At 55.0% G+C, this 18,331-nt stretch carries 18 protein-coding genes and 2 pseudogenes; 18 read left to right on the top strand and 2 right to left on the bottom strand.

The genetic code is table 11. From position 1 onward, the window contains the following. Positions 1 to 149 precede the first annotated feature (149 nt). The 5 genes from B5G34_RS07345 to guaA all read left to right on the top strand — a co-directional run bounded on the left by B5G34_RS07345 (position 150) and on the right by guaA (position 5,900). Positions 150 to 1,691: an ABC transporter ATP-binding protein gene (locus tag B5G34_RS07345; RefSeq protein WP_087335674.1), complete on the top strand. Its 1,542-nt coding sequence runs from the start codon at positions 150 to 152 to the stop codon at positions 1,689 to 1,691. After that, positions 1,688 to 2,959, top strand: coding sequence for an ABC transporter permease (locus B5G34_RS07340; RefSeq protein WP_087335673.1), 1,272 nt, complete (start codon positions 1,688 to 1,690; stop codon positions 2,957 to 2,959). The genes B5G34_RS07345 and B5G34_RS07340 overlap by 4 nt, the downstream gene beginning before the upstream one ends. Then, positions 2,956 to 3,987 (top strand): ABC transporter permease, encoded by a 1,032-nt coding sequence (locus B5G34_RS07335; RefSeq protein ID WP_087335671.1) that lies wholly within the window; start codon positions 2,956 to 2,958, stop codon positions 3,985 to 3,987. Before B5G34_RS07340 ends, B5G34_RS07335 begins: the two co-directional genes overlap by 4 nt. Positions 3,988 to 4,055: 68 nt before the next feature. Continuing rightward, the gene (locus B5G34_RS07330) at positions 4,056 to 4,517 is read left to right on the top strand and encodes a helix-turn-helix transcriptional regulator (protein ID WP_087335670.1); all 462 of its coding nucleotides are present in this window, start codon (positions 4,056 to 4,058) and stop codon (positions 4,515 to 4,517) included. A 93-nt stretch (positions 4,518 to 4,610) separates the two neighbouring features. Next, positions 4,611 to 5,900, top strand: a complete 1,290-nt coding sequence (guaA, locus tag B5G34_RS07325) for a glutamine-hydrolyzing GMP synthase (protein WP_087335668.1) — start codon at positions 4,611 to 4,613, stop codon at positions 5,898 to 5,900. A 197-nt stretch (positions 5,901 to 6,097) separates the two neighbouring features. Here guaA and B5G34_RS07320 read toward each other — a convergent pair whose 3' ends face one another. Continuing rightward, positions 6,098 to 6,586 carry a helix-turn-helix transcriptional regulator gene (locus B5G34_RS07320; RefSeq protein ID WP_087335666.1) on the bottom strand — a complete coding sequence of 163 codons (489 nt, stop codon included), beginning with the start codon at positions 6,584 to 6,586 and terminating at the stop codon, positions 6,098 to 6,100. Between the two features lie 302 nt (positions 6,587 to 6,888). Here B5G34_RS07320 and B5G34_RS07315 point away from each other — a divergent pair, with 302 nt between their 5' ends. The 12 genes and pseudogenes from B5G34_RS07315 (at position 6,889) to B5G34_RS07255 (ending at position 16,591) form a co-directional block, all read left to right on the top strand. Then, positions 6,889 to 7,083, top strand: coding sequence for a helix-turn-helix domain-containing protein (locus B5G34_RS07315; protein ID WP_006571508.1), 195 nt, complete (start codon positions 6,889 to 6,891; stop codon positions 7,081 to 7,083). 2 nt (positions 7,084 to 7,085) lie between these two features. Continuing rightward, positions 7,086 to 7,601: pseudogene (locus tag B5G34_RS07310) on the top strand (Arm DNA-binding domain-containing protein); the annotation flags it as partial. Positions 7,602 to 8,078: 477 nt separating this feature from the next. Next, positions 8,079 to 11,234: a DEAD/DEAH box helicase gene (locus tag B5G34_RS07300; protein WP_087335664.1), complete on the top strand. Its 3,156-nt coding sequence runs from the start codon at positions 8,079 to 8,081 to the stop codon at positions 11,232 to 11,234. A 10-nt stretch (positions 11,235 to 11,244) separates the two neighbouring features. Beyond that, positions 11,245 to 11,553: a hypothetical protein gene (locus B5G34_RS07295; protein WP_242956918.1), complete on the top strand. Its 309-nt coding sequence runs from the start codon at positions 11,245 to 11,247 to the stop codon at positions 11,551 to 11,553. Next, positions 11,553 to 11,960: a (deoxy)nucleoside triphosphate pyrophosphohydrolase gene (locus B5G34_RS07290; RefSeq protein WP_242956916.1), complete on the top strand. Its 408-nt coding sequence runs from the start codon at positions 11,553 to 11,555 to the stop codon at positions 11,958 to 11,960. Before B5G34_RS07295 ends, B5G34_RS07290 begins: the two co-directional genes overlap by 1 nt. Positions 11,961 to 12,020: 60 nt before the next feature. Beyond that, the gene (locus tag B5G34_RS07285; protein WP_087335662.1) at positions 12,021 to 12,554 is read left to right on the top strand and encodes a GDSL-type esterase/lipase family protein; all 534 of its coding nucleotides are present in this window, start codon (positions 12,021 to 12,023) and stop codon (positions 12,552 to 12,554) included. Next, positions 12,551 to 12,931: a rhodanese-like domain-containing protein gene (locus B5G34_RS07280; protein WP_087335660.1), complete on the top strand. Its 381-nt coding sequence runs from the start codon at positions 12,551 to 12,553 to the stop codon at positions 12,929 to 12,931. The genes B5G34_RS07285 and B5G34_RS07280 overlap by 4 nt, the downstream gene beginning before the upstream one ends. A 169-nt stretch (positions 12,932 to 13,100) precedes the next feature. Continuing rightward, entirely contained in the window at positions 13,101 to 13,811 is a 711-nt protein-coding gene (locus tag B5G34_RS07275; RefSeq protein WP_087335658.1) for an integrase, read from the top strand. Further along, positions 13,808 to 14,146, top strand: a complete 339-nt coding sequence (locus B5G34_RS07270) for a phage integrase SAM-like domain-containing protein (protein WP_242956913.1) — start codon at positions 13,808 to 13,810, stop codon at positions 14,144 to 14,146. Before B5G34_RS07275 ends, B5G34_RS07270 begins: the two co-directional genes overlap by 4 nt. A gap of 16 nt (positions 14,147 to 14,162) precedes the next feature. Beyond that, complete coding sequence (locus B5G34_RS07265; protein ID WP_087335657.1) at positions 14,163 to 14,825, top strand: hypothetical protein; 663 nt, start codon at positions 14,163 to 14,165, stop codon at positions 14,823 to 14,825. A 1-nt stretch (position 14,826) separates the two neighbouring features. Continuing rightward, positions 14,827 to 15,762 (top strand): annotated as a pseudogene (locus B5G34_RS19475) (phosphoadenosine phosphosulfate reductase family protein); the annotation flags it as partial. A 295-nt stretch (positions 15,763 to 16,057) separates the two neighbouring features. Then, positions 16,058 to 16,591 carry a site-specific integrase gene (locus B5G34_RS07255; protein ID WP_242956911.1) on the top strand — a complete coding sequence of 178 codons (534 nt, stop codon included), beginning with the start codon at positions 16,058 to 16,060 and terminating at the stop codon, positions 16,589 to 16,591. A gap of 79 nt (positions 16,592 to 16,670) precedes the next feature. On the opposite strand, the gene B5G34_RS07250 is transcribed toward B5G34_RS07255, so the two are convergent. Next, positions 16,671 to 17,258, bottom strand: coding sequence for a helix-turn-helix domain-containing protein (locus B5G34_RS07250; protein WP_087335655.1), 588 nt, complete (start codon positions 17,256 to 17,258; stop codon positions 16,671 to 16,673). A gap of 271 nt (positions 17,259 to 17,529) precedes the next feature. Between B5G34_RS07250 and B5G34_RS07245 the strand changes: the two genes are divergently transcribed. Further along, positions 17,530 to 18,171 carry a hypothetical protein gene (locus B5G34_RS07245; protein WP_087335653.1) on the top strand — a complete coding sequence of 214 codons (642 nt, stop codon included), beginning with the start codon at positions 17,530 to 17,532 and terminating at the stop codon, positions 18,169 to 18,171. Positions 18,172 to 18,331 lie beyond the last annotated feature (160 nt).

Raw genomic sequence — 18,331 nt, 5'->3', positions numbered from 1 at the left:
CCAAACCCGTATCTGTACCCAAAAGGAGCGCGGGCGCGCAAGTGCCCGCGCTCCTTTCCTATTTGTAAGATAGGATAAATTTCTTGAGTTTTTTTAGGCATTATTATATAATAAGACATATTCTTGATAAGGGGGGCGGGGTGAGGACTATGGAAGCTGAGAACATCATTGAGATGCTCCATATCACCAAGGAATTTCCCGGTATCATTGCCAACGATGATATCACCCTTCAGCTTCGGAAAGGGGAGATCCACGCGCTTCTGGGCGAAAACGGAGCGGGAAAGTCTACCCTGATGAGCGTGCTGTTCGGCCTGTACCAGCCCGAGGCAGGGGAGATCCGGAAAAATGGCCAGCGGGTAAAGATCAACAATCCCAATGACGCCACCGCACTGGGCATCGGCATGGTGCATCAGCACTTCAAGCTGGTGGACGTATTTACCGTGCTGGATAATATCATTTTGGGTGCTGAAACCACCAAGCTGGGCTTTCTGCAGAAGAAGGAGGCCCGCAAGAAGGTGGAGGAGATCTCCAAAAAGTACGGCCTGAGCGTGGATCTGGATGCCAAGGTGGAGGATATCACCGTCGGCATGCAGCAGCGTGTGGAGATTTTGAAGATGCTCTACCGGGACAACGAGATCCTGATCTTCGACGAGCCCACCGCGGTGCTGACGCCTCAGGAGATCGAAGAGCTAATGGCCACCATGAAGGAGTTTGCTAAGGAGGGAAAGAGCATTCTCTTTATCTCCCACAAGCTTAACGAGATCATGGAGGTGGCCGATCGGGTCACGGTACTCCGCAAGGGCAAATATGTGGGTACCGTCAATACCTGCGATACGGATAAGCAGTCCCTGTCCAACATGATGGTGGGCCGCCCTGTGCAGCTGCAGGTGGAGAAAGAGCCGGCCAAGCCGGGAGAGGTGGTGCTCTCCGTAGAGGGACTCACCGTGCCTTCCCACAACCATAAGCGAAACGCGGTGGACGGCGTCAGCTTCCAGGTACGCAAGGGGGAGATTGTCTGCATCGCCGGCATCGACGGCAACGGCCAGACCGAGCTGGTCTACGGCCTTACCGGCCTGGAGAAGTGCAGCGGCGGCAAGGTGACCCTGTGCGGCGAGGACATTTCCCATGCCTCCATCCATCACAGAGGCAATAACATGAGCCACATCCCCGAGGACCGGCACAAGCACGGCTTGGTGCTGGACTTTACCCTGGAGCAGAACATGGTGCTTCAGCGCTTCCGGGAGCCCCGGTTCCAGCAGGGCGGCTTTATCAAGAAGGGGGCCGTACGGGAATACGCGGAATCCCTGATCCAGCAGTATGACGTCCGCTCCGGCCAGGGCCCGGTGACCATCGCCCGCTCCATGTCCGGCGGCAACCAGCAGAAGGCCATCATTGCCCGGGAAGTGGACCGGGACAAGCCCCTGCTGGTGGCGGTACAGCCCACCCGCGGCCTGGACGTGGGTGCAATCGAGTATATCCACAAGCAGCTGGTGGCCGAGCGGGACAAGGGCCGGGCCGTGCTGCTGGTCTCCCTGGAGCTGGATGAGGTCATGAGCCTGTCCGACCGCATCCTGGTGATGTACGAAGGCGAGATCGTGGGCGAGCTGGATCCCAAAACCACCACGGTCCAGGAGCTGGGCCTGTATATGGCCGGCGCCAAGCGGTCGCAGAAGGAGGGAGAGGGCGCGTGAAAGAGAAAGGTTCCACCTTGTGGCAGAAGGAAGGTACCAAGTCGGTGCTGGCCTCTCTGATCGCCATCCTGATCGGTATGGCGGTAGGCGCGGTCATCATCCTCATCGTGGGTATCTTCAACTCCAACCTGGGCCTGAAGGGCGCCCTGGAGGGCATTCAGCTGGTGTTCGGCGGCCTGTTCAGTACCGGCCGCAACGCGGCGGGAGCCCTGACCTTCGGCTTTAACTCCACCAACATGGGCAATATGCTCTTCCGGGCCACTCCCCTGATCCTCACCGGTCTGTCGGTGGCAGTGGCCTTCAAGACCGGCCTGTTCAACATCGGTGCCCCCGGCCAGTACCTGATGGGTACTGCCGCCACTCTGATCCTGGCGCTCTCCATTCCCACCAGTGTGGTGCCTGCTCCCCTGGTGTGGGTCATCGCTTTCGTGGGCGGCTGCCTGGCCGGCGCCATCTGGGGCTGTATCCCCGGTCTGGTGAAGGCCTTCCTCAACATCAACGAGGTGCTGGCCTGTATCATGACCAACTGGATCGCCGCCAACCTGGTGACCTGGCTGTTTGATAAGGGAAGCCTGTTTGAGAATCTGCAGAACCATGTGGAGAACACCAAGACTGCCTATATCTACAAGACCTCTTTCAACGGCGTGCAGACTGCCAAACTGGGGCTGGACAAGCTCTTCCCCGGCTCCCAGGTCAACGGCGGTATCGTGGTGGCCATTATCATTGCCATCCTGGTATATATCCTGATGACCAAGACCACCCTGGGCTATCAGCTCAAGGCCTGCGGCGCCAGCCGCCATGCTGCCCGCTATGCGGGTATTGCCGACAAGCGCAACATCGTGCTGTCCATGGCCATTGCCGGCGCTCTGTCCGGTGCGGCTGCCGCTCTCTACTATCTGTCCGGCAACACCGAGTTCTACTGGACCTCGGCCTACCAGACCCTGCCGGCCACCGGCTTCAACGGCATTCCCGTGGCCCTTTTGGCGGCCAGCCATCCCATCGGCGTGATCTTCGCCGGCTGTTTTATGTCTATGCTGGACATCGTGGGCCTGCAGATGACCAACCTGACGGCCTACAACGAGTATATCACTGACGTTATCATTGCCCTCATCGTCTACCTCAGCGCCTTCTCCCTGGTGATCCGCATGCTGATCAGCGGCCGCAAGAGACGCCGGGAGAGTGCGGAGGAGCGGAAAGCCAGGGCGGTGGAACCGCCAACCTCTCCGCCCACAGAGGGCGGTACAGCGGAAGGAGGCGGTGAGGCATGACGTTCCTGATCCAACAGACTCTGATCTATGCTGTCCCGCTGATGATCGTGGCACTGGCCGGCGTGTTTGCCGAGCGCAGCGGTATCATCAACCTGGCTTTGGAAGGTATTATGATCTTCGGCGCCTTTGCGGGCGTGCTCTTTGTACGGCTGAGCCAGCAGGCGGGCTTCTTTGTGGACGCCAAGGCCGCCGGCGACTGGGTGGCCCTCCAGGGCTTTATGATCCTGGCCATGGTAGTGGCTGCCGTTCTGGGTGCCATCTTCTCCCTGCTGCTCTCCTTCGCCTCGGTGAATCTGAAGGCGGACCAGACCATCGGCGGTACCGCGCTGAACCTGCTGGCCCCCGCGCTGGTGCTCTTCTTCATCCGCATCGTGGCCAACCAGAATACCCTGCAGATGGCGGAGGGCGACGCAGCCAGCTACTTCATGATCAAGAAGAGTTTCTTCGGCTATGGCCGCAGCGACCAGATGGGCTTCTTTGGCTCTACCTTCATTGACAAGACCTATCTGGCCACCTATATCTGCATCATCCTGTTTGTGGTGCTGTCCATCCTGCTCTACAAGACCCGCTTTGGCCTGCGGCTGCGCTCCTGCGGCGAGAATCCCCAGGCGGCCGACTCCCTGGGCATCAATGTGTACAAGATGCGCTACGCCGGCACCACTATCTCCGGCGCCCTGGCGGGCATGGGCGGCTTTGTGTACGCTCTCACCACCGCCAACTGTGCCTCTACCGGCGAGGTGGCCGGCTTCGGCTTCCTGGCCCTGGCGGTTATGATCTTCGGCAACTGGAAGCCCCTGAACATTGCCGGCGCGGCTCTGCTGTTCGGCCTGTTCAAGTGCATCGCTGCCTCCTACACCAGCATCGACATCAACGGCGACGGTGTGTTCCTGCTGGCGGAGATCGGCGTCAGCCCCCATTTCTATCGGATGCTGCCCTACCTCATCACCCTGATCGTGCTGGCCTTCACCTCCAAGAAGTCCAGAGCGCCCAAGGCTGAGGGTATCCCCTACGACAAGGGGCAGCGGTAAAGTACAGACAGGCAAAAGGGGCCCCAAGGGCCCCTTTTGTGCTGTATCAGAAAAAGGAGAGATGATCTATGGTTACCATGGCACAGCGCATTGAGGCCCTGCGCAATGAGAAGGGCCTGTCCCGGCCTGCCCTGGCGGCGGAGCTGGGTTTCCCCAAGAACGCCATTGAGAAATACGAGACCGGCCGGGCCACCCCCACCAAGGACCAGCAGGAGAAAATGGCGTCCTACTTTGGCGTGTCCCTGTTCTACCTCCGGGGAGAGAGCGGAGACCGCACCCGTCAGGAGGACTGGATGAGCGGCAGTCTGACTACCGCGGAGGAGGAGCCGGTGTACCGGCCCGCGCCTGCTGCAAAGCGGCCCAAGCCGGAGCCTGTTTCCGGCGGCGGCGCCACCATGCTGGAGGCCCTCTTTTCCACCAAGCAGGCCAAGGACCAGTTCAAGGCCATGGTGCTGGAGGCGCTCCGCTCCCCGGAGGGACAGGAGCTCATTGCCCAGGCGGTGTGGAAAGAGCTGGCCAAGCGCCGCTGAGAGGTTTCCAACTTGCGGAAACTGTGATATAATGTCAAAAAGCGCCGCCGGCGGCCGCGCACAGCTATTTTGAAGAAACGGGGAGGTACTGCAATGAAGCAGGACATGATTCTGATTCTGGACCTTGGCAGCAAGGAAAATGCCAAAATTGCCCGGGAAGTCCGCGCTCTGGGCGTATACAGCGAGATCCACCCCCACGATATCACCCTGGCGGAGGTACAGGCTCTGCCCAATGTAAAGGGTATCATCCTTAACGGCGGACCCAACCGTGTCGTGGACGGTGTGGAGATCGACGTTTCCAAGGAAATCTATAACTGCGACCTGCCGGTGCTGCTGGTGGACCACAAGGGGGACGCCCCCTGGCCGGAAGACGATGAGGCGCGGAAGCAGGCCCTGTCTAACTTCATTTTCGGCGTGTGCGGCGCGGAAGCCAACTGGAACATGGAAAACTTCATCGCCGATCAAATCGAGCTGGTCCGCCGTCAGGTGGGAGACAAGAAGGTGCTGCTGGCGCTGTCCGGCGGTGTGGACTCCTCTGTGGTGGCCGCCCTGCTCATCAAGGCCATCGGCAAGCAGCTGACCTGCGTCCATGTGAACCACGGCCTGCTCCGCAAGGGCGAGCCGGAGCAGGTGGTCCAGGTGTTCCGCCATGAGATGGATGCCAACCTGGTCTATGTGGATGCGGTGGACCGCTTCCTGGACAAGCTGGCCGGTGTGGCTGATCCTGAGCAGAAGCGTAAGATCATCGGCGGTGAGTTCATCCGCGTCTTTGAGGAGGAGGCCCGGAAGCTGGAGGGCATTTCCTTCCTGGGACAGGGTACTATCTACCCCGACATCATCGAGTCGGGCACCAAGACTGTGAAGGCGGTGAAGAGCCACCACAATGTGGGCGGTCTGCCGGAGGATCTGGACTTTGAACTGGTGGAGCCCCTGAAGATGCTCTTCAAGGACGAGGTTCGTGCCTGCGGCAAGGCCCTGGGTTTGCCTGACAATATGGTCTACCGTCAGCCCTTCCCCGGCCCCGGCCTGGGTGTGCGCTGCCTGGGCGCCATTACCCGGGACCGCCTGGAGGCGGTACGGGAGTCTGACGCCATCCTGCGGGAGGAGTTTGCCAAGAACGGCCTGGAGGGTAAGGTGTGGCAGTACTTCACCGCCATCCCCGATATCAAGAGTGTGGGCGTCCGGGACGGCAAGCGGGCCGACGAGTGGCCCGTGATCATCCGTGCGGTGAATACTGTGGACGCCATGACCGCCACCGTGGAAGACGTACCCTTCGCTCTGCTTCAGCACATAACTGACCGCATCACCCATGAGGTGAAGGGGGTAAACCGGGTGCTCTTCGACCTGACGCCGAAGCCCACGGGGACCATCGAGTGGGAATGATTTCAGAAGCCCGGAAAAGCTTGATTTTGCTGGCTTTTTGAGGGGTTAAGGCCCTCTGTGGCAACGATTTGGCAACATTTTTTCATTATTCATAAAAAGAGAGCTAACTGATTTTGATTAGTCAGTTAGCTCTCTTTTTCTTTTTATTATTATTTTGTGCAACAAACGGCCTCTCCCGTGGCCTACAAGTGAGAGGGTCAAAAGAGGTCCTGGGGCGGCACCTTCACATAGGTCTGGGAGTTGTCAAACTCCGGGTAATGGTAGCGCCACTTGTCATAGTCCTCTTTGGAGATTTCGCCCGCCTCCAACATGGCAGCAGCCTGTTGCCAGGAGCAGAGCATCTCATGCAGCCGGGCGGCGTCCTTGCTCTTTCGCACATCAACCTTCAAGCAGACTTCTCCATCTATCTCGCTGATCTTGAGCCCGTAGTTATCCTCCAGGGTAAACAGGGTGTGCATGAGCCCCACATAGGAGTCTATATCCGGGACGGAGAGGGCATGGGGAGAGACATCCAGTACCTGGGCTAAGGCGGCGGTAAGGTCTGCCTTTGGGGTTCTTGATCCTGTTTCGTACTGTGCCAGGCGCACATCGGCGGACTTCTCCGGGAAGCCCAGTGCCATGCCGAGATATTTCTGTGTCATCCCCCGCAAGAGACGGAAAAAGTGAATCCGTTCGCCAATCGCCATATCATCAACTCCAATCGTTGGTTGTCTTTAGGAAAAGCGTAGCAGAAATGCTTAGTAAAGTCAAGGGAATACTAAACAATTTTATTTAATTTATTTTGCGTACCCAGATTGACACAAACTATTTTGCTTAGTATAATGACAATAGACTAAGCAAAATAGCTTAGGGACAATAAATAAAAAAAGAACTGCCGCAATCCCTGGTTATACATCCGGGAAAAAAGTGGCGACGAAAGTGAGGAGGCATTTATGGAACACAACATCCAGCCGAAGCAGCCATCAATGAGGAAAGGAAGGTATTTTCAATGCAGGCACAAAACTTTATGCGCGTGGAGGAAGTGGCCCAGGAGCTGGGCATCTCCAAGTCCCACGCCTACAAGGTGATCCATAAGCTCAACGCTGAGCTCCGGGAGAAGGGCTATCTGACCATTTCCGGGCGGGTCAATCGTAACTTTTTCATGGAGAAGTTTTGCTACGGCAAGACGGGAAAGGAGGGCTAATCATGGCAGTCTATAAGGAAGAAAAGACAAACACCTGGCGGGCGGTCTACCGCTATACTGACTGGAACGGCGAGCGCAAGCAGACCCAGAAGCGGGGCTTCAAGACCAAACGGGAGGCACAGGCCTGGGAGCGGGAACAGCTCAACAAGACCAGCGCCGATCTGGATATGACCTTTAAGAGCTTCGTGGACCTCTACACGGCGGATATGAAAACCCGGCTTAAGGAAAACACCTGGGCCACCAAGGACCATATCATCCGTACTAAGCTGCTGCCTTACTTCGGCAGGCTGAAGATGTGCAACATCACCGCCCAGCAGATCATCACTTGGCAGAACGAGATGCTAAACCACAAAGACGAGAACGGTAAGCCCTACTCGCCGGTGTACTTAAAAACGGTCCACAACCAGCTCAGTGCCATCTTCAACCACGCGGTACGGTATTACAATCTCCGAGAGAACCCCTGCAAGAAGGCGGGCAGCATGGGCAAAAAGAAAAACCGGGAGATGATGTTCTGGACTAGTCGTCCGCACCACCGGTGCAAGGCTCAGCATTTTTGAAAGCAGGCGGACTGTCCCAAGGTACTATGTCGTGGTTCCAGTCCAGATCACTGATTGCCACCAGCGTGAACGGCGGGCAGCCGGCAGCCTGCGCGGCCTCATATACCTTCCGTCCCTCGTCAGAACAGGTGTTGAGGTAGACAATTGGGACAGTTGCCTCAAGACATGGAAAAATAGATACCATTTTGTCTTGGGCCGAGAAGGTGTACACAGCTTACATCATCCGCTTTCTGTTTCGATAGGGAGTTTTGCACAGAATAGTCCTGCTTATGGAACAAATATCATGTTAAACTGATTTCTCGATAATGGGAAATGGGATAGATCAAAGCCGAACAGCTTTGTCGATGTTTGCCAATCAGCCCTTGCTGGATTTTGTAATTCCAGTTATACTAAGTACAATATACATCGCCAAAGAGAAGACTGGAAGAGGGAACGATTATGCTGTCTCCCGGCCTCTACGAACAAGTTATCAATACTGCCCTAAACCGCGAGTTTTCGGAGATTCCTGACGCCCGCAAATCGGTTGCGCCCATTGACAAGGCGGAGGCCTCCAAAGTGCTGGCGCAGTATCTGGCGGATGTGGTGCAAAAGGGCCTGGAGAATGTGTTGGACAACGGCGGGGACATCTCTACGCAGATCAGGCTCGCCAACCAGATCGTAACCCTCATTCAGAATACGACCCAGGAAGCTGACTTTGCCGCGCTGAGCGTTGATCAGCGGGCGGAGCAGCTTCTTGCGCTTTTACGGGAGCAGGATCCCCGGCTGGCAATCGGCAAAACAGCTGCCGATCTGAGTCGGCCGGAGACCTCCATCGCCCAGAGCAGTCTGTTCACCGGGGCTATCCATGAGCCCCAGATGTACACGGAGCTCAAAAAGGAAATCGTCTCTGCCGACCGCATCGACATGCTGGTATCCTTCATCAAGTGGAGCGGCCTGCGGCTCCTGATGGACGAGCTGCGGGAGTTTACCCAAAATGGAGGGGAACTGCGGATCATCACCACCTCCTACATGGGAGCCACCGATGTGAAGGCCATTGAGGAGCTACGTGCCCTGGCCAACACCAAAATCAAGGTCAGCTACGATACCAAGCGCACCCGGCTCCACGCCAAGACCTATGTCTTTTACCGGAATACCAGCTTCACCACCGCCTATGTGGGCTCCTCCAACCTATCTAATGCTGCCATCTCCAGCGGACTGGAGTGGAATGTGAAGATCACCCGTAGAGATCTACCGGAAACCATCGATAAGATCGCCGCCACATTTGAGAGCTACTGGAACTCCAACGAATTTGAGTACTACTCCGAGGATCAGAAGGAGCGACTGGCCCGGGCGCTGAAAGCGGAAAAATACTTCGACGCCAACAACGCCGAAGTCTACACCATGGATATTGCGCCCTACTCTTACCAGCAGGAGATCCTGGACAAGCTGGAAGCGGAGCGCGCCGTCCGGGGCTACACCCGCAACCTGGTGGTGGCTGCCACCGGCACCGGCAAGACAGTGATCTCCGCTCTGGACTATAAGCGCTTCTGCAAGCAGCATCCTGGCAAGGCCTGCCGGCTGCTCTTTGTGGCCCACCGGGAGGAAATTCTGCGGCAGAGCCTGTACACCTTCCGAGCAGTCTTGAAGGACGCCAATTTTGGCGAGCTGTTTGTGGGCAGCTACCGTTCAGAGGGAATTGACCACCTGTTTCTGTCCATCCAGACCTTCAACTCCCAGGATTTCACCGCCAAAACCGCTCCGGATTTTTATGACTACATCGTGGTAGACGAGTTCCACCACGCAGCGGCACCTACCTATCAGAAGTTACTGTCCTACTACCAGCCCCAGATCCTCCTGGGCCTGACAGCCACTCCGGAGCGTATGGATGGCAAGAGTGTACTGCCCTACTTCAACAACCGGATTGCCGCGGAAATCCGTCTGCCAGAGGCCATCGACCGCAAGCTGCTGTGCCCCTTCCAGTATTTCGGCGTTACCGACACGGTGGATTTGAACACCCTGAAATGGAATGCCGGCGGCTACGACAAAAATGAGCTTTCCAATCTCTACACCCTCAGCGGCGCCGTGGCCAACCGCCGCGCCGATCTGGTGGTGTCCTCCCTTCTCAAGTATGTGACCGATATCGACGAGGTGAAAGGCCTGGGCTTCTGTGTGTCCATCGAGCATGCGGAGTTTATGTGCCGCTATTTCAATGACCACGGGATTCCGTCCATCTTTTTGACTGGGAAATCCTCCGATGAGGAGAGAAAAACCGCTAAAGGGAAGCTGGTCAGTGGTGAGGTTCGCTTCATCTTTGTGGTAGACATCTACAACGAAGGTGTGGACATCCCGGAGGTCAATACGGTGCTGTTCCTGCGCCCCACCGAGTCCCTGACTATCTTCCTTCAGCAGTTGGGGCGTGGCCTGCGGCTTGCAGAGAATAAAGAATGCCTGACCGTACTGGACTTTATCGGCCAGGCCAATAAGCGGTATAATTTTGAGGACAAGTTTGCCGCCCTGCTGTCCAATACCACTCGCAGCGTGACCCGGGAGATCAAAGATGGATTTGTCTCCGCGCCCAAGGGCTGCTACATACAGATGGAGAAGAAAGCCGCCAAGTACATTCTGGATAACATTCGTGCCTCCTACAGCAATACCACCGGGCTGGTGTCTCGGGTGGCCAGCTTTGCGGAGGACAGCGGCCTGGAGCTGACCCTGGCAAACTTCCTGGACTATTATCATCTGGACCCCAGGGCAATCTACAAATTTTCTTCTTTCTCCCGCATCTGTGCTCGAGCGGATGTGATCGCGGACTTCATCGAACCGCTGGAGGAGGTCTTTACAAAAGCCATGGGCCGGCTGGCTGTTGTGAACTCCCGGCGCTGGATCCGCTTTTTGCTGGACCTGCTACCTCGTCTGGACGATGTAGACTTTCCGACTCTAAGCGAGCTGGAACAACGCATGCTCCAGATGTTCTACGTAACTGTTTGGGGCAAGGCGGCAGAGAGTTGGACATCTGATGAGGTGCTGGACAACCTGTATACCCTTTCGGATAGTCCCGTGCTGCTGAGTGAGCTTTTGGAACTGCTTCGCTATCGGTATGAGCAGATTGATTTCATTGACGAGCCGGTGGATTTGGGCTTTGACTGCCCACTGGATCTCCACTGCACCTATACCCGGGATCAGCTGCTGGTGGCACTGGATTTTCTGAAACCGGCCACAGTGCGTGAGGGCGTGAAGTGGCTGCCGGAGAAGCAGCTGGACGTGTTCTTTGTGACGCTGAATAAAGCGGATAAGGACTACTCGCCCACCACCATGTATAACGACTACTCTATCAACGAGAGCCTGTTCCATTGGCAGAGCCAGAGTACCACGGCGGCAGACTCACCCACCGGGCAGCGGTACATCCATCACCGGGAACGGGGGAGCAAGGTGCTGCTGTTTGTCCGGGAGTTTAAGTCCGACCGGATCACAGGAGGTGCAGCGGCCTACACCTTCCTGGGTGTGGCCGACTATGTGAAGCATGAGGGGAGCAGACCCATGAATATCATCTGGAAGCTGGAACGGCCGATTCCGGCGAAGTTCTTGAAGAAAACCAATAAGCTCGTGGTGGGGTAAGAGAGGGATTATGATGGATAAAATTGCGTTTCAGTTTGAAAATGAGTTGAAAGATAAAATGCTGCGGGCAAAAAAGGAGTGCCGATATAATCCAACTCGCTTTAACCAGATGCTTTCGCAACATGGAGGTGTAGAAACAGCTAAGCGCCTCATCGGCAGCGGGATAGCATCTGGAAATCCATCTGATGGATATACAACCTTGTATCTCTGCGGGCGCTTGGATTTAACTATGGAACATTCCGTGTGTAAGCCAGAATATCAGAGCTTATTTACAACAGAAGAGATCAACTACTGCAAGCGGCTTTTGGAGGCAAAATAATGATGCAACCGGCAACGGAAGTAGTCGCAGCCCTCATTTGGAATCAGGACAAGTTTATGATCTGCCAGCGCCCGGCCCACAAAGCCAGAGGGATGTTGTGGGAGTTTGTGGGCGGCAAGGTAGAGCCAGGCGAAACCAGGGAACAGGCGCTTATCCGGGAATGTCAGGAAGAATTGTCTATTACCCTGGATGTAGGAGAAGTGTTCATGGATGTAGTTCACGAATACCCCGATCTGACGGTCCATCTGACACTGTTTCATGCCACTATCAGGGAGGGCGTCCCCCAGAAACTGGAGCATAATGACATCCGTTGGATCACGGTGGATGAGATTGATCAATTTGCGTTCTGTCCGGCGGATGAGGAGATTCTAATAAGGCTAAAGCAATCGAAGGGACGGAAAAATTAGGCGAAAGCTTCTTTCTCTACTTTGGAGAATGCGAACATACAGAGAAAGGAAATGCATAGCATGAACGTCATCTGCTTCGGCGACTCTAACACCTATGGCTACGACCCTCGGGGCTATTTCGGTGGACGCTATGGCGCAGATTGCCGGTGGGTGGACATTCTGACCGAGGAGACCGGATGGACGATCTCCAACATGGGTCAAAACGGCCGGGAGATCCCTTCTGCCGCTCCTGCCTTCCCGGATGACACCGATCTACTGATCGTCATGCTGGGGACCAACGATTTGCTCCAGGGGCGAAGCCCGAAGCAGGCCGCCGAGCGGCTGGAGCGGTTCCTCGCCGGCATCTCCCTGGATCGAAGCAAGCTCCTGCTGATCGCACCGCCGCCAATGGCTATGGGCGAGTGGGTGCCCAACCCGCAGCTCATTGAGGACTCCCGCACCTTCGCACAGCTCTGCCAGGCGCTGGCGGAGCGACTGAGCATCCGCTTTGCCGACGCCGGGAAATGGGACATCCCCCTGGCCTATGACGGCGTACACTTCACAGAGCAGGGCCACAAGGCCTTTGCTGCCGGACTTTTGGAGGAGCTTAAATGAAACGAACCATTCCTTTTCTGCTTGCCCTTTTCCTGCTGACCGGGTGCGGTGGGACTGCCGCAGACGGCTCCTACCAGCAAATCACCCAAGAAGAGGCGAAAGAGATGATGGATACCCAGGAGGTCATCATCCTGGATGTGCGGGAGCAGGACGAGTACGACAGTGGCCACATCCCCGGCGCTGTGCTGCTGCCGGTGGGCACCATAGACGAAACGACCGCCGCCGAGGTGATCCCCGAGAAGGATTCCACGGTGCTGGTCTACTGCCGCAGCGGAAACCGCAGTAAGACCGCCTCTTCCATACTGGCCGAGTTGGGTTACACCAACATCTACGAATTCGGCGGTATCAACACCTGGCCCTATGAGACAGAGCCGTAAAGTGGGCAGCGGCCGCAAGCGGCACAAAATATGCGCCGCCTAAACAAAGAATACGGGGCCGGCAAGTTCCGTAGCTTATGGGGATGGACGTGACCTGCACTGGGCAATAAAGTAGTAGCTATTTCCTTTTTTCTGTGGTATTGTTCGGTTGCCGGAAGGAGACGACGATATGCAGAAAGGAAACAGCTGCACCGTAGGCCAGTGGTGCAACCGCTGGTTTTGTGAGAATCAGAGCAGATGGCGCGGTAGCACCGTGGGCGGATACCGCAACCTGATCTACCGCCACATCCTCCCCGGGATCGGGTGCATCCCACTGGCGGAGCTGGCCGAAGGCACCGTCACCGGCTTCTATGACAGCCTGCGGAGCCAGGGACTCAGCGCCAGAAGCGTCTGGTGCGTCCATCTGCTCCTGCGGCGCTGTATGGACGAAGTAGCCCGTGACCAAATTATCCCCTATAACCCGGTGCGGCTCTGCCAGGAGCCGCAGGCCGAGGAATATAAAACGGCCCCCTTGCGCCTGGGCCAGCTCCAGCGATATCTAAACGCGGCGGAACAGCTTGGCGTGCTCCCACTCATCTACACAGGACTCTCCAGCGGCCTGCGGCAATGTGAACTCATCACCTTGTCGTGGGCCGATTTTCATATCCGCTGCCAGTATATCCTCAAGGGACAGCGCCTACTGGCCCTCAACCGTAAGGCGGAGCATCTTCTGGAACAGATACCGGAAACCGACTGCTATGTGTTCATTAACCCCAAGACTGGAGAACCATATCAGCTCCACGAGTTCTATTACCTGCACAAGCGGATACTGAAACAGGGCGGCCTGCCGTGGGTGGCATTCCGAAACCTGCAGCGCCAGTGCATGGAGGTGGGGATATGACGCTGAAAGAGTACATCGTTTACTGGCAGGAGGTCTATGACAAGAAGCAGAGCCGACCGACCACATACGCCGCTCATGGGTATCTCTTCAAAAACCACATTCTCCCCAGGTTGGGCGAGGTACTGCTGGAGGAATTGACTGCGGAACAGGTCGGAGATTTTCTGGAGGAGCGAAAACACTTTGGCGGTCACCGCCCGGAGAGCCCTGAATATCCAGGGCTGGGTGAACACACCATGCGGCACATCCACCGACTGCTCCAGCAATGCCTGGACCAAGCGATCCGGGATGGCCTGATAGCGGAAAACCCCGCCCGTGTGTTTCATTATCATAGATGAGAATCACATCCTCTCTATGTATGGATTTCGGGATGCGTTAAAGGCAAAATTAGGCGATAAATTTTCCTTCAAGGGAAATATTATCAGCCACTCGGGCCAGGAACTTTCGATGGCAGATGTGTTTGCAAAATATGCAAGAAGTCATGATACTTTCACGCTGTCCGAGCTTCAGAGTTTGGCAAATAACCTCGCAACTCTCATATATTTTGAGGCGATTTACGAAAATAGCCTGCGAATCAGCCGAGATCAGTTTGTAGCAAAAACTGCCGCTCATTTTCCCGTTGAAGCAATGGATGAGGCTTTGGATCGTATCTGCATGGGAAAGTATATTCCTCTGCTGGAAGCGACAAACTTCGGCGCATTTCCCTATGTAGGATTCCCTTGGAACATCTTCTTGTTGGAGCATTATGTGGCGAGCTACAGTCAAAAATATATGCTTCTGCACAGCAGCTTTAATGGAACCGAATGTGCTGGTGCAATCGTCAAGCGTTCTGCAGGTATTGACAGCTTCGATGACTTAATCGTTGACTTATTGGCAAACAATCAAATAGAGATGAAAAAAGCCCCAGTGCTTCAATTTTTGAGTGACAAAGGGTATCTTGCCCGCCGTAGATACTCAGAAATAGAATCGCTCATTATCAAGGCGAACGCACAAAGGCAAAGGAAGGACACCGACTAATATGTACTCATACACTTGGGATGCCGAGACGGGCGGATTGCTGCTAAACAGTTCCCCGCTTTCCTTTAGCAAGGAACCCCGTCCGGTGTATTATAAAGAACTGGATATTCTGGGATTTGACCGGTATTGGAATTATGCAAAGAATGACTCCTACCCATATATGTGGGCGGAGGCCAACAATTATTTCTACCGAGGCCGGCAGGTTGCCAAGACAAAAGGCGGGAGTCTTTACACAGCACCTGAAATCGTCATTTTGGATGACCCAGAACCAAATGGACAACCGCTCCGCTTTGTTGATATCCCTGCAATGGTTGAGAAGAACCGGGATCTGTTGGAGAAACTGGCTGCGGAAACAATTAAAAAAATATACAACACTTATGTAGACTACATGGATCGAGTAGATGTCTTCTATGTGGCGTTCAGTGGTGGTAAGGATAGCGTAGTAGCCCTCGATTCGGTGCAGCGGGCTTTGCCGCACAACAAGTTCAAGGTGCTATTTGGCGATACTGGAATGGAATTTCCGGATACATATACAACTGTAAATAGGATAGAAGCCCAATGTAAAGAACAAGGAATTGAATTTGTTCGTGCTAAGTCGCACTTTTCACCGGAGGAGTCTTGGAGAAAATTTGGTCCCCCCGCAACTGTTACTCGATGGTGCTGTAGCGTACATAAAACAGCTCCGCAGGTGATTGCTTTGAGGGAGCTAACAGGGAAATCAAATTTTACAGGAATGGCTTTTATCGGAGTCAGAGCCAGTGAAAGCATTTCGAGAAGTGAATACGACTATGTAAGCTTGGGTGAAAAACACAAGGGTCAATATAGCTGTAATCCAATCTTGGAGTGGAATTCTGCTGAACTGTATATGTATATATACTCAGAAGATATATACCTCAGCGAAGCGTATAAAAAAGGTAATCGTAGAGCTGGGTGTCTGGTTTGTCCCAGGGCTGCCGAAAGAAATGACTATATGGCAAGAGCCTGGTATACAGAGGAGTTTGATTCTCTGGTCAACACAATAAGAAATATGTATGCCAAATCATTCCCATCTGATGAATCGCTTAATGAATTTATTGCAAATGGTGGATGGAAGGCTCGAAAAAACGGCCGGGATATTGATGTTCAATTAAATTATTCTGAATCTTCTGAAAAAGAATGTGGCATTATCAAGGTGAATGAAGCAAAAACGCCTTGGCGTGAGTGGATTAAAACGATCGGTATACTGTTAAACGATGAAAACCCATATCCTCTCAGTGAGCAAGCAGGTCACCCGCATCGACGGGGAGCTGGTGGTGACCGAGCCGAAAACCAAGAACTCCATCCGCAGGGTGGCGCTGTCCCAGCAGGCAGTGGACATCCTGGTGCGGGAGCACGAACAGCACCCGGACAACCCCATCCTGTTCCCATCGCCCCGCACCGGCGGCTACTGGAGCCCGGACGCAGTGTCCAGGATCAACCGCAAGCTGCTGGAAATGGCCGGCATCGAGGAACACGTGCGCTTCCACGATCTCAGGCATACGTTTGCAACCATGGCCCTCTCCAGTGGCGTGGACGCAAAGACCCTGTCCAGCATGTTGGGCCACTTCAGCGTCAGATTCACCCTCGACACCTATACGCACATCACCAATGAGATGCAGAGGGGCGCGGCGGAGAAGATCGGTGGCTTCATGGAAACGGCTACGGCCAAACCAGAGCCGGAACCCGAGCCGCCCGACCCGCCGGAGGAGAGCCGGTGCAAGGTGATCCCGTTCGAGAGAGTGGGATGAAAGGGAGTCCCTATATGCACAGACAGAGTGCATCCCCTGTGGATGCACTCTGTCTGTGTTTCGTATTTACCACACCTGGTTATCGGATCTGCTTCACCATCAATCCATGGCGGTTGCAGTAGCAATACAGGTATCCACGCCCTCGGAGACGAAATCTGCACTCTGCGTTTCCTTCCGGGTACAGCTTGATCATCTGAAACTTTTCGGATGTCACATAGGCCAAAAAGGAAATGTAGTGGGATTTTGTCATGGGATGATGGACGGTGATGAAGTGCTCATCTTCTACCGGCTCGATTTGGATCTCATGATGTTCATCCGGCGCTTCAGCCTCCAAAGCCGGAAGAGATACACCGCAGCAGCTGATGACCGTATCCCCCAGGGTGTGGATCACGTTGCCGCAGATGGGGCAGACGTACAGCTTGGAGCGGAGCAGATTGGCGGATCTGTTTTGATTGATGACAGCATCGCCTTTCATGAGTTCCATGACGGAGACACCCAGGGCGGCGGAAAGCGGTTCGAGGAGCGAGATATCCGGCAGCCCTTTGGCGGTCTCCCACTTAGAAATGGTCTTGCTGCTGACATCGATCTTATCTGCAAGTTCTGCCTGCGTCATCTTTTTCTGCTCCCGCAGCTGCTTGATGGTGTTGCCGGTGACATATAAGTTCATGAGTTTGGTCTCCTGTACAAAGGTTTTATCGAGATTATAGCAGGAGGGGCGCGGCTTCACAACCTACGCAGCGTAGACATACAGCCAGAAGCGGCGGAGAATACCGGCGGCTTCATGGAAATGGACACGGTCAAGCCGGAACCGCCTATAACGCACGAAAAAGCAAACCTCGCCATATTCAACCAGCAGTTCAATGACAACTGATCAAGTTTGGAGTATGCTTGACCCATCAAATCGTTCCGCCGGGGAGTGACATAAGGAGGTATGATCCATGAATATGAAAGATGCGTTTCGATTCCAGAATAAACTGAAAGCTCTGATGTGTGAGGCCACTGCCATCCTTCAGGACCGGCGCAATATCGTCAAGGTCAAGACCACTCATCTTCGGAGCAAGGTCATGTCCGATACTCAGGATGCCGTAGTGGAGGAAGCTGCTCCCAGCGAGTATGCCGGCCACGCCAACGAGGTAGCCGCCTTCCTCATGTCCCTGCTGGAGGAGCGGGAGAAATTGTGCCGGGCTATCCACGCCGCCAAGAACGCATTGGATTTGGATATGGACAGCGAGGTGGGCCTGAACCGGCAGCGTCAGGAATTGGCTGAGGTATTCCGCCATATGACCATGCTCCGCAACAGTGAAAAGACCATTACCGGCGGAGGCTCCGGCTTCCGATTCAACGGCGAGGGAAACCAGGTCTCCTACCGCTGTGATGCCACGCAGGTCACAACCATCGACTTTGATCGGAACAAGATCCGAGGCATGGCCACGGCGCTCAGCAAGAGGGCTGACGAGATCTCCATGTCCCTGGACAAGTGTCTGGTCAACACCGAGGTATCCTATGAGCCGCCCTTTGACATAAATGACAGCTTTGAGGACATCCTCAGCGATTTTATCGAAAAGAGTACGGCTGCATAAATGCCGTCACCACACCTTCAGGTGTGGTGGGCGTGGCAGAATGGATAGGCAGTGATGATCGGTTCAGGCGCAGATGAATTATGATGCTGCGCATTCCCCGGCAAAGAATGGACTGCATCTGATGAATGCAACATGAGCTCATAACTCATTGTGAAAGGCT

It is taken from the genome of Flavonifractor sp. An82 (assembly GCF_002159265.1).
Lineage (GTDB): Bacteria > Bacillota > Clostridia > Oscillospirales > Oscillospiraceae > Flavonifractor.
The sequence above is the reverse complement of the archived record's forward strand: the minus strand, read 5'-3'. Positions and strand labels throughout refer to the sequence as shown.

Excerpts from the sequence above, each read along its gene's own strand:
- B5G34_RS07345 (WP_087335674.1), top strand. The coding sequence starts at position 150 with ATGGAAGCTGAGAACATCATTGAGATGCTCCATATCACCAAGGAATTT.
- B5G34_RS07335 (WP_087335671.1), top strand. The coding sequence starts at position 2,956 with ATGACGTTCCTGATCCAACAGACTCTGATCTATGCTGTCCCGCTGATG.
- B5G34_RS07330 (WP_087335670.1), top strand. The coding sequence starts at position 4,056 with ATGGTTACCATGGCACAGCGCATTGAGGCCCTGCGCAATGAGAAGGGC.
- guaA (WP_087335668.1), top strand. The coding sequence starts at position 4,611 with ATGAAGCAGGACATGATTCTGATTCTGGACCTTGGCAGCAAGGAAAAT.
- B5G34_RS07320 (WP_087335666.1), bottom strand. The coding sequence starts at position 6,586 with ATGGCGATTGGCGAACGGATTCACTTTTTCCGTCTCTTGCGGGGGATG.
- B5G34_RS07315 (WP_006571508.1), top strand. The coding sequence starts at position 6,889 with ATGCAGGCACAAAACTTTATGCGCGTGGAGGAAGTGGCCCAGGAGCTG.
- B5G34_RS07300 (WP_087335664.1), top strand. The coding sequence starts at position 8,079 with ATGCTGTCTCCCGGCCTCTACGAACAAGTTATCAATACTGCCCTAAAC.
- B5G34_RS07295 (WP_242956918.1), top strand. The coding sequence starts at position 11,245 with ATGATGGATAAAATTGCGTTTCAGTTTGAAAATGAGTTGAAAGATAAA.
- B5G34_RS07290 (WP_242956916.1), top strand. The coding sequence starts at position 11,553 with ATGATGCAACCGGCAACGGAAGTAGTCGCAGCCCTCATTTGGAATCAG.
- B5G34_RS07285 (WP_087335662.1), top strand. The coding sequence starts at position 12,021 with ATGAACGTCATCTGCTTCGGCGACTCTAACACCTATGGCTACGACCCT.
- B5G34_RS07280 (WP_087335660.1), top strand. The coding sequence starts at position 12,551 with ATGAAACGAACCATTCCTTTTCTGCTTGCCCTTTTCCTGCTGACCGGG.
- B5G34_RS07275 (WP_087335658.1), top strand. The coding sequence starts at position 13,101 with ATGCAGAAAGGAAACAGCTGCACCGTAGGCCAGTGGTGCAACCGCTGG.
- B5G34_RS07270 (WP_242956913.1), top strand. The coding sequence starts at position 13,808 with ATGACGCTGAAAGAGTACATCGTTTACTGGCAGGAGGTCTATGACAAG.
- B5G34_RS07265 (WP_087335657.1), top strand. The coding sequence starts at position 14,163 with ATGTATGGATTTCGGGATGCGTTAAAGGCAAAATTAGGCGATAAATTT.
- B5G34_RS07255 (WP_242956911.1), top strand. The coding sequence starts at position 16,058 with ATGAAAACCCATATCCTCTCAGTGAGCAAGCAGGTCACCCGCATCGAC.
- B5G34_RS07250 (WP_087335655.1), bottom strand. The coding sequence starts at position 17,258 with ATGAACTTATATGTCACCGGCAACACCATCAAGCAGCTGCGGGAGCAG.
- B5G34_RS07245 (WP_087335653.1), top strand. The coding sequence starts at position 17,530 with ATGAATATGAAAGATGCGTTTCGATTCCAGAATAAACTGAAAGCTCTG.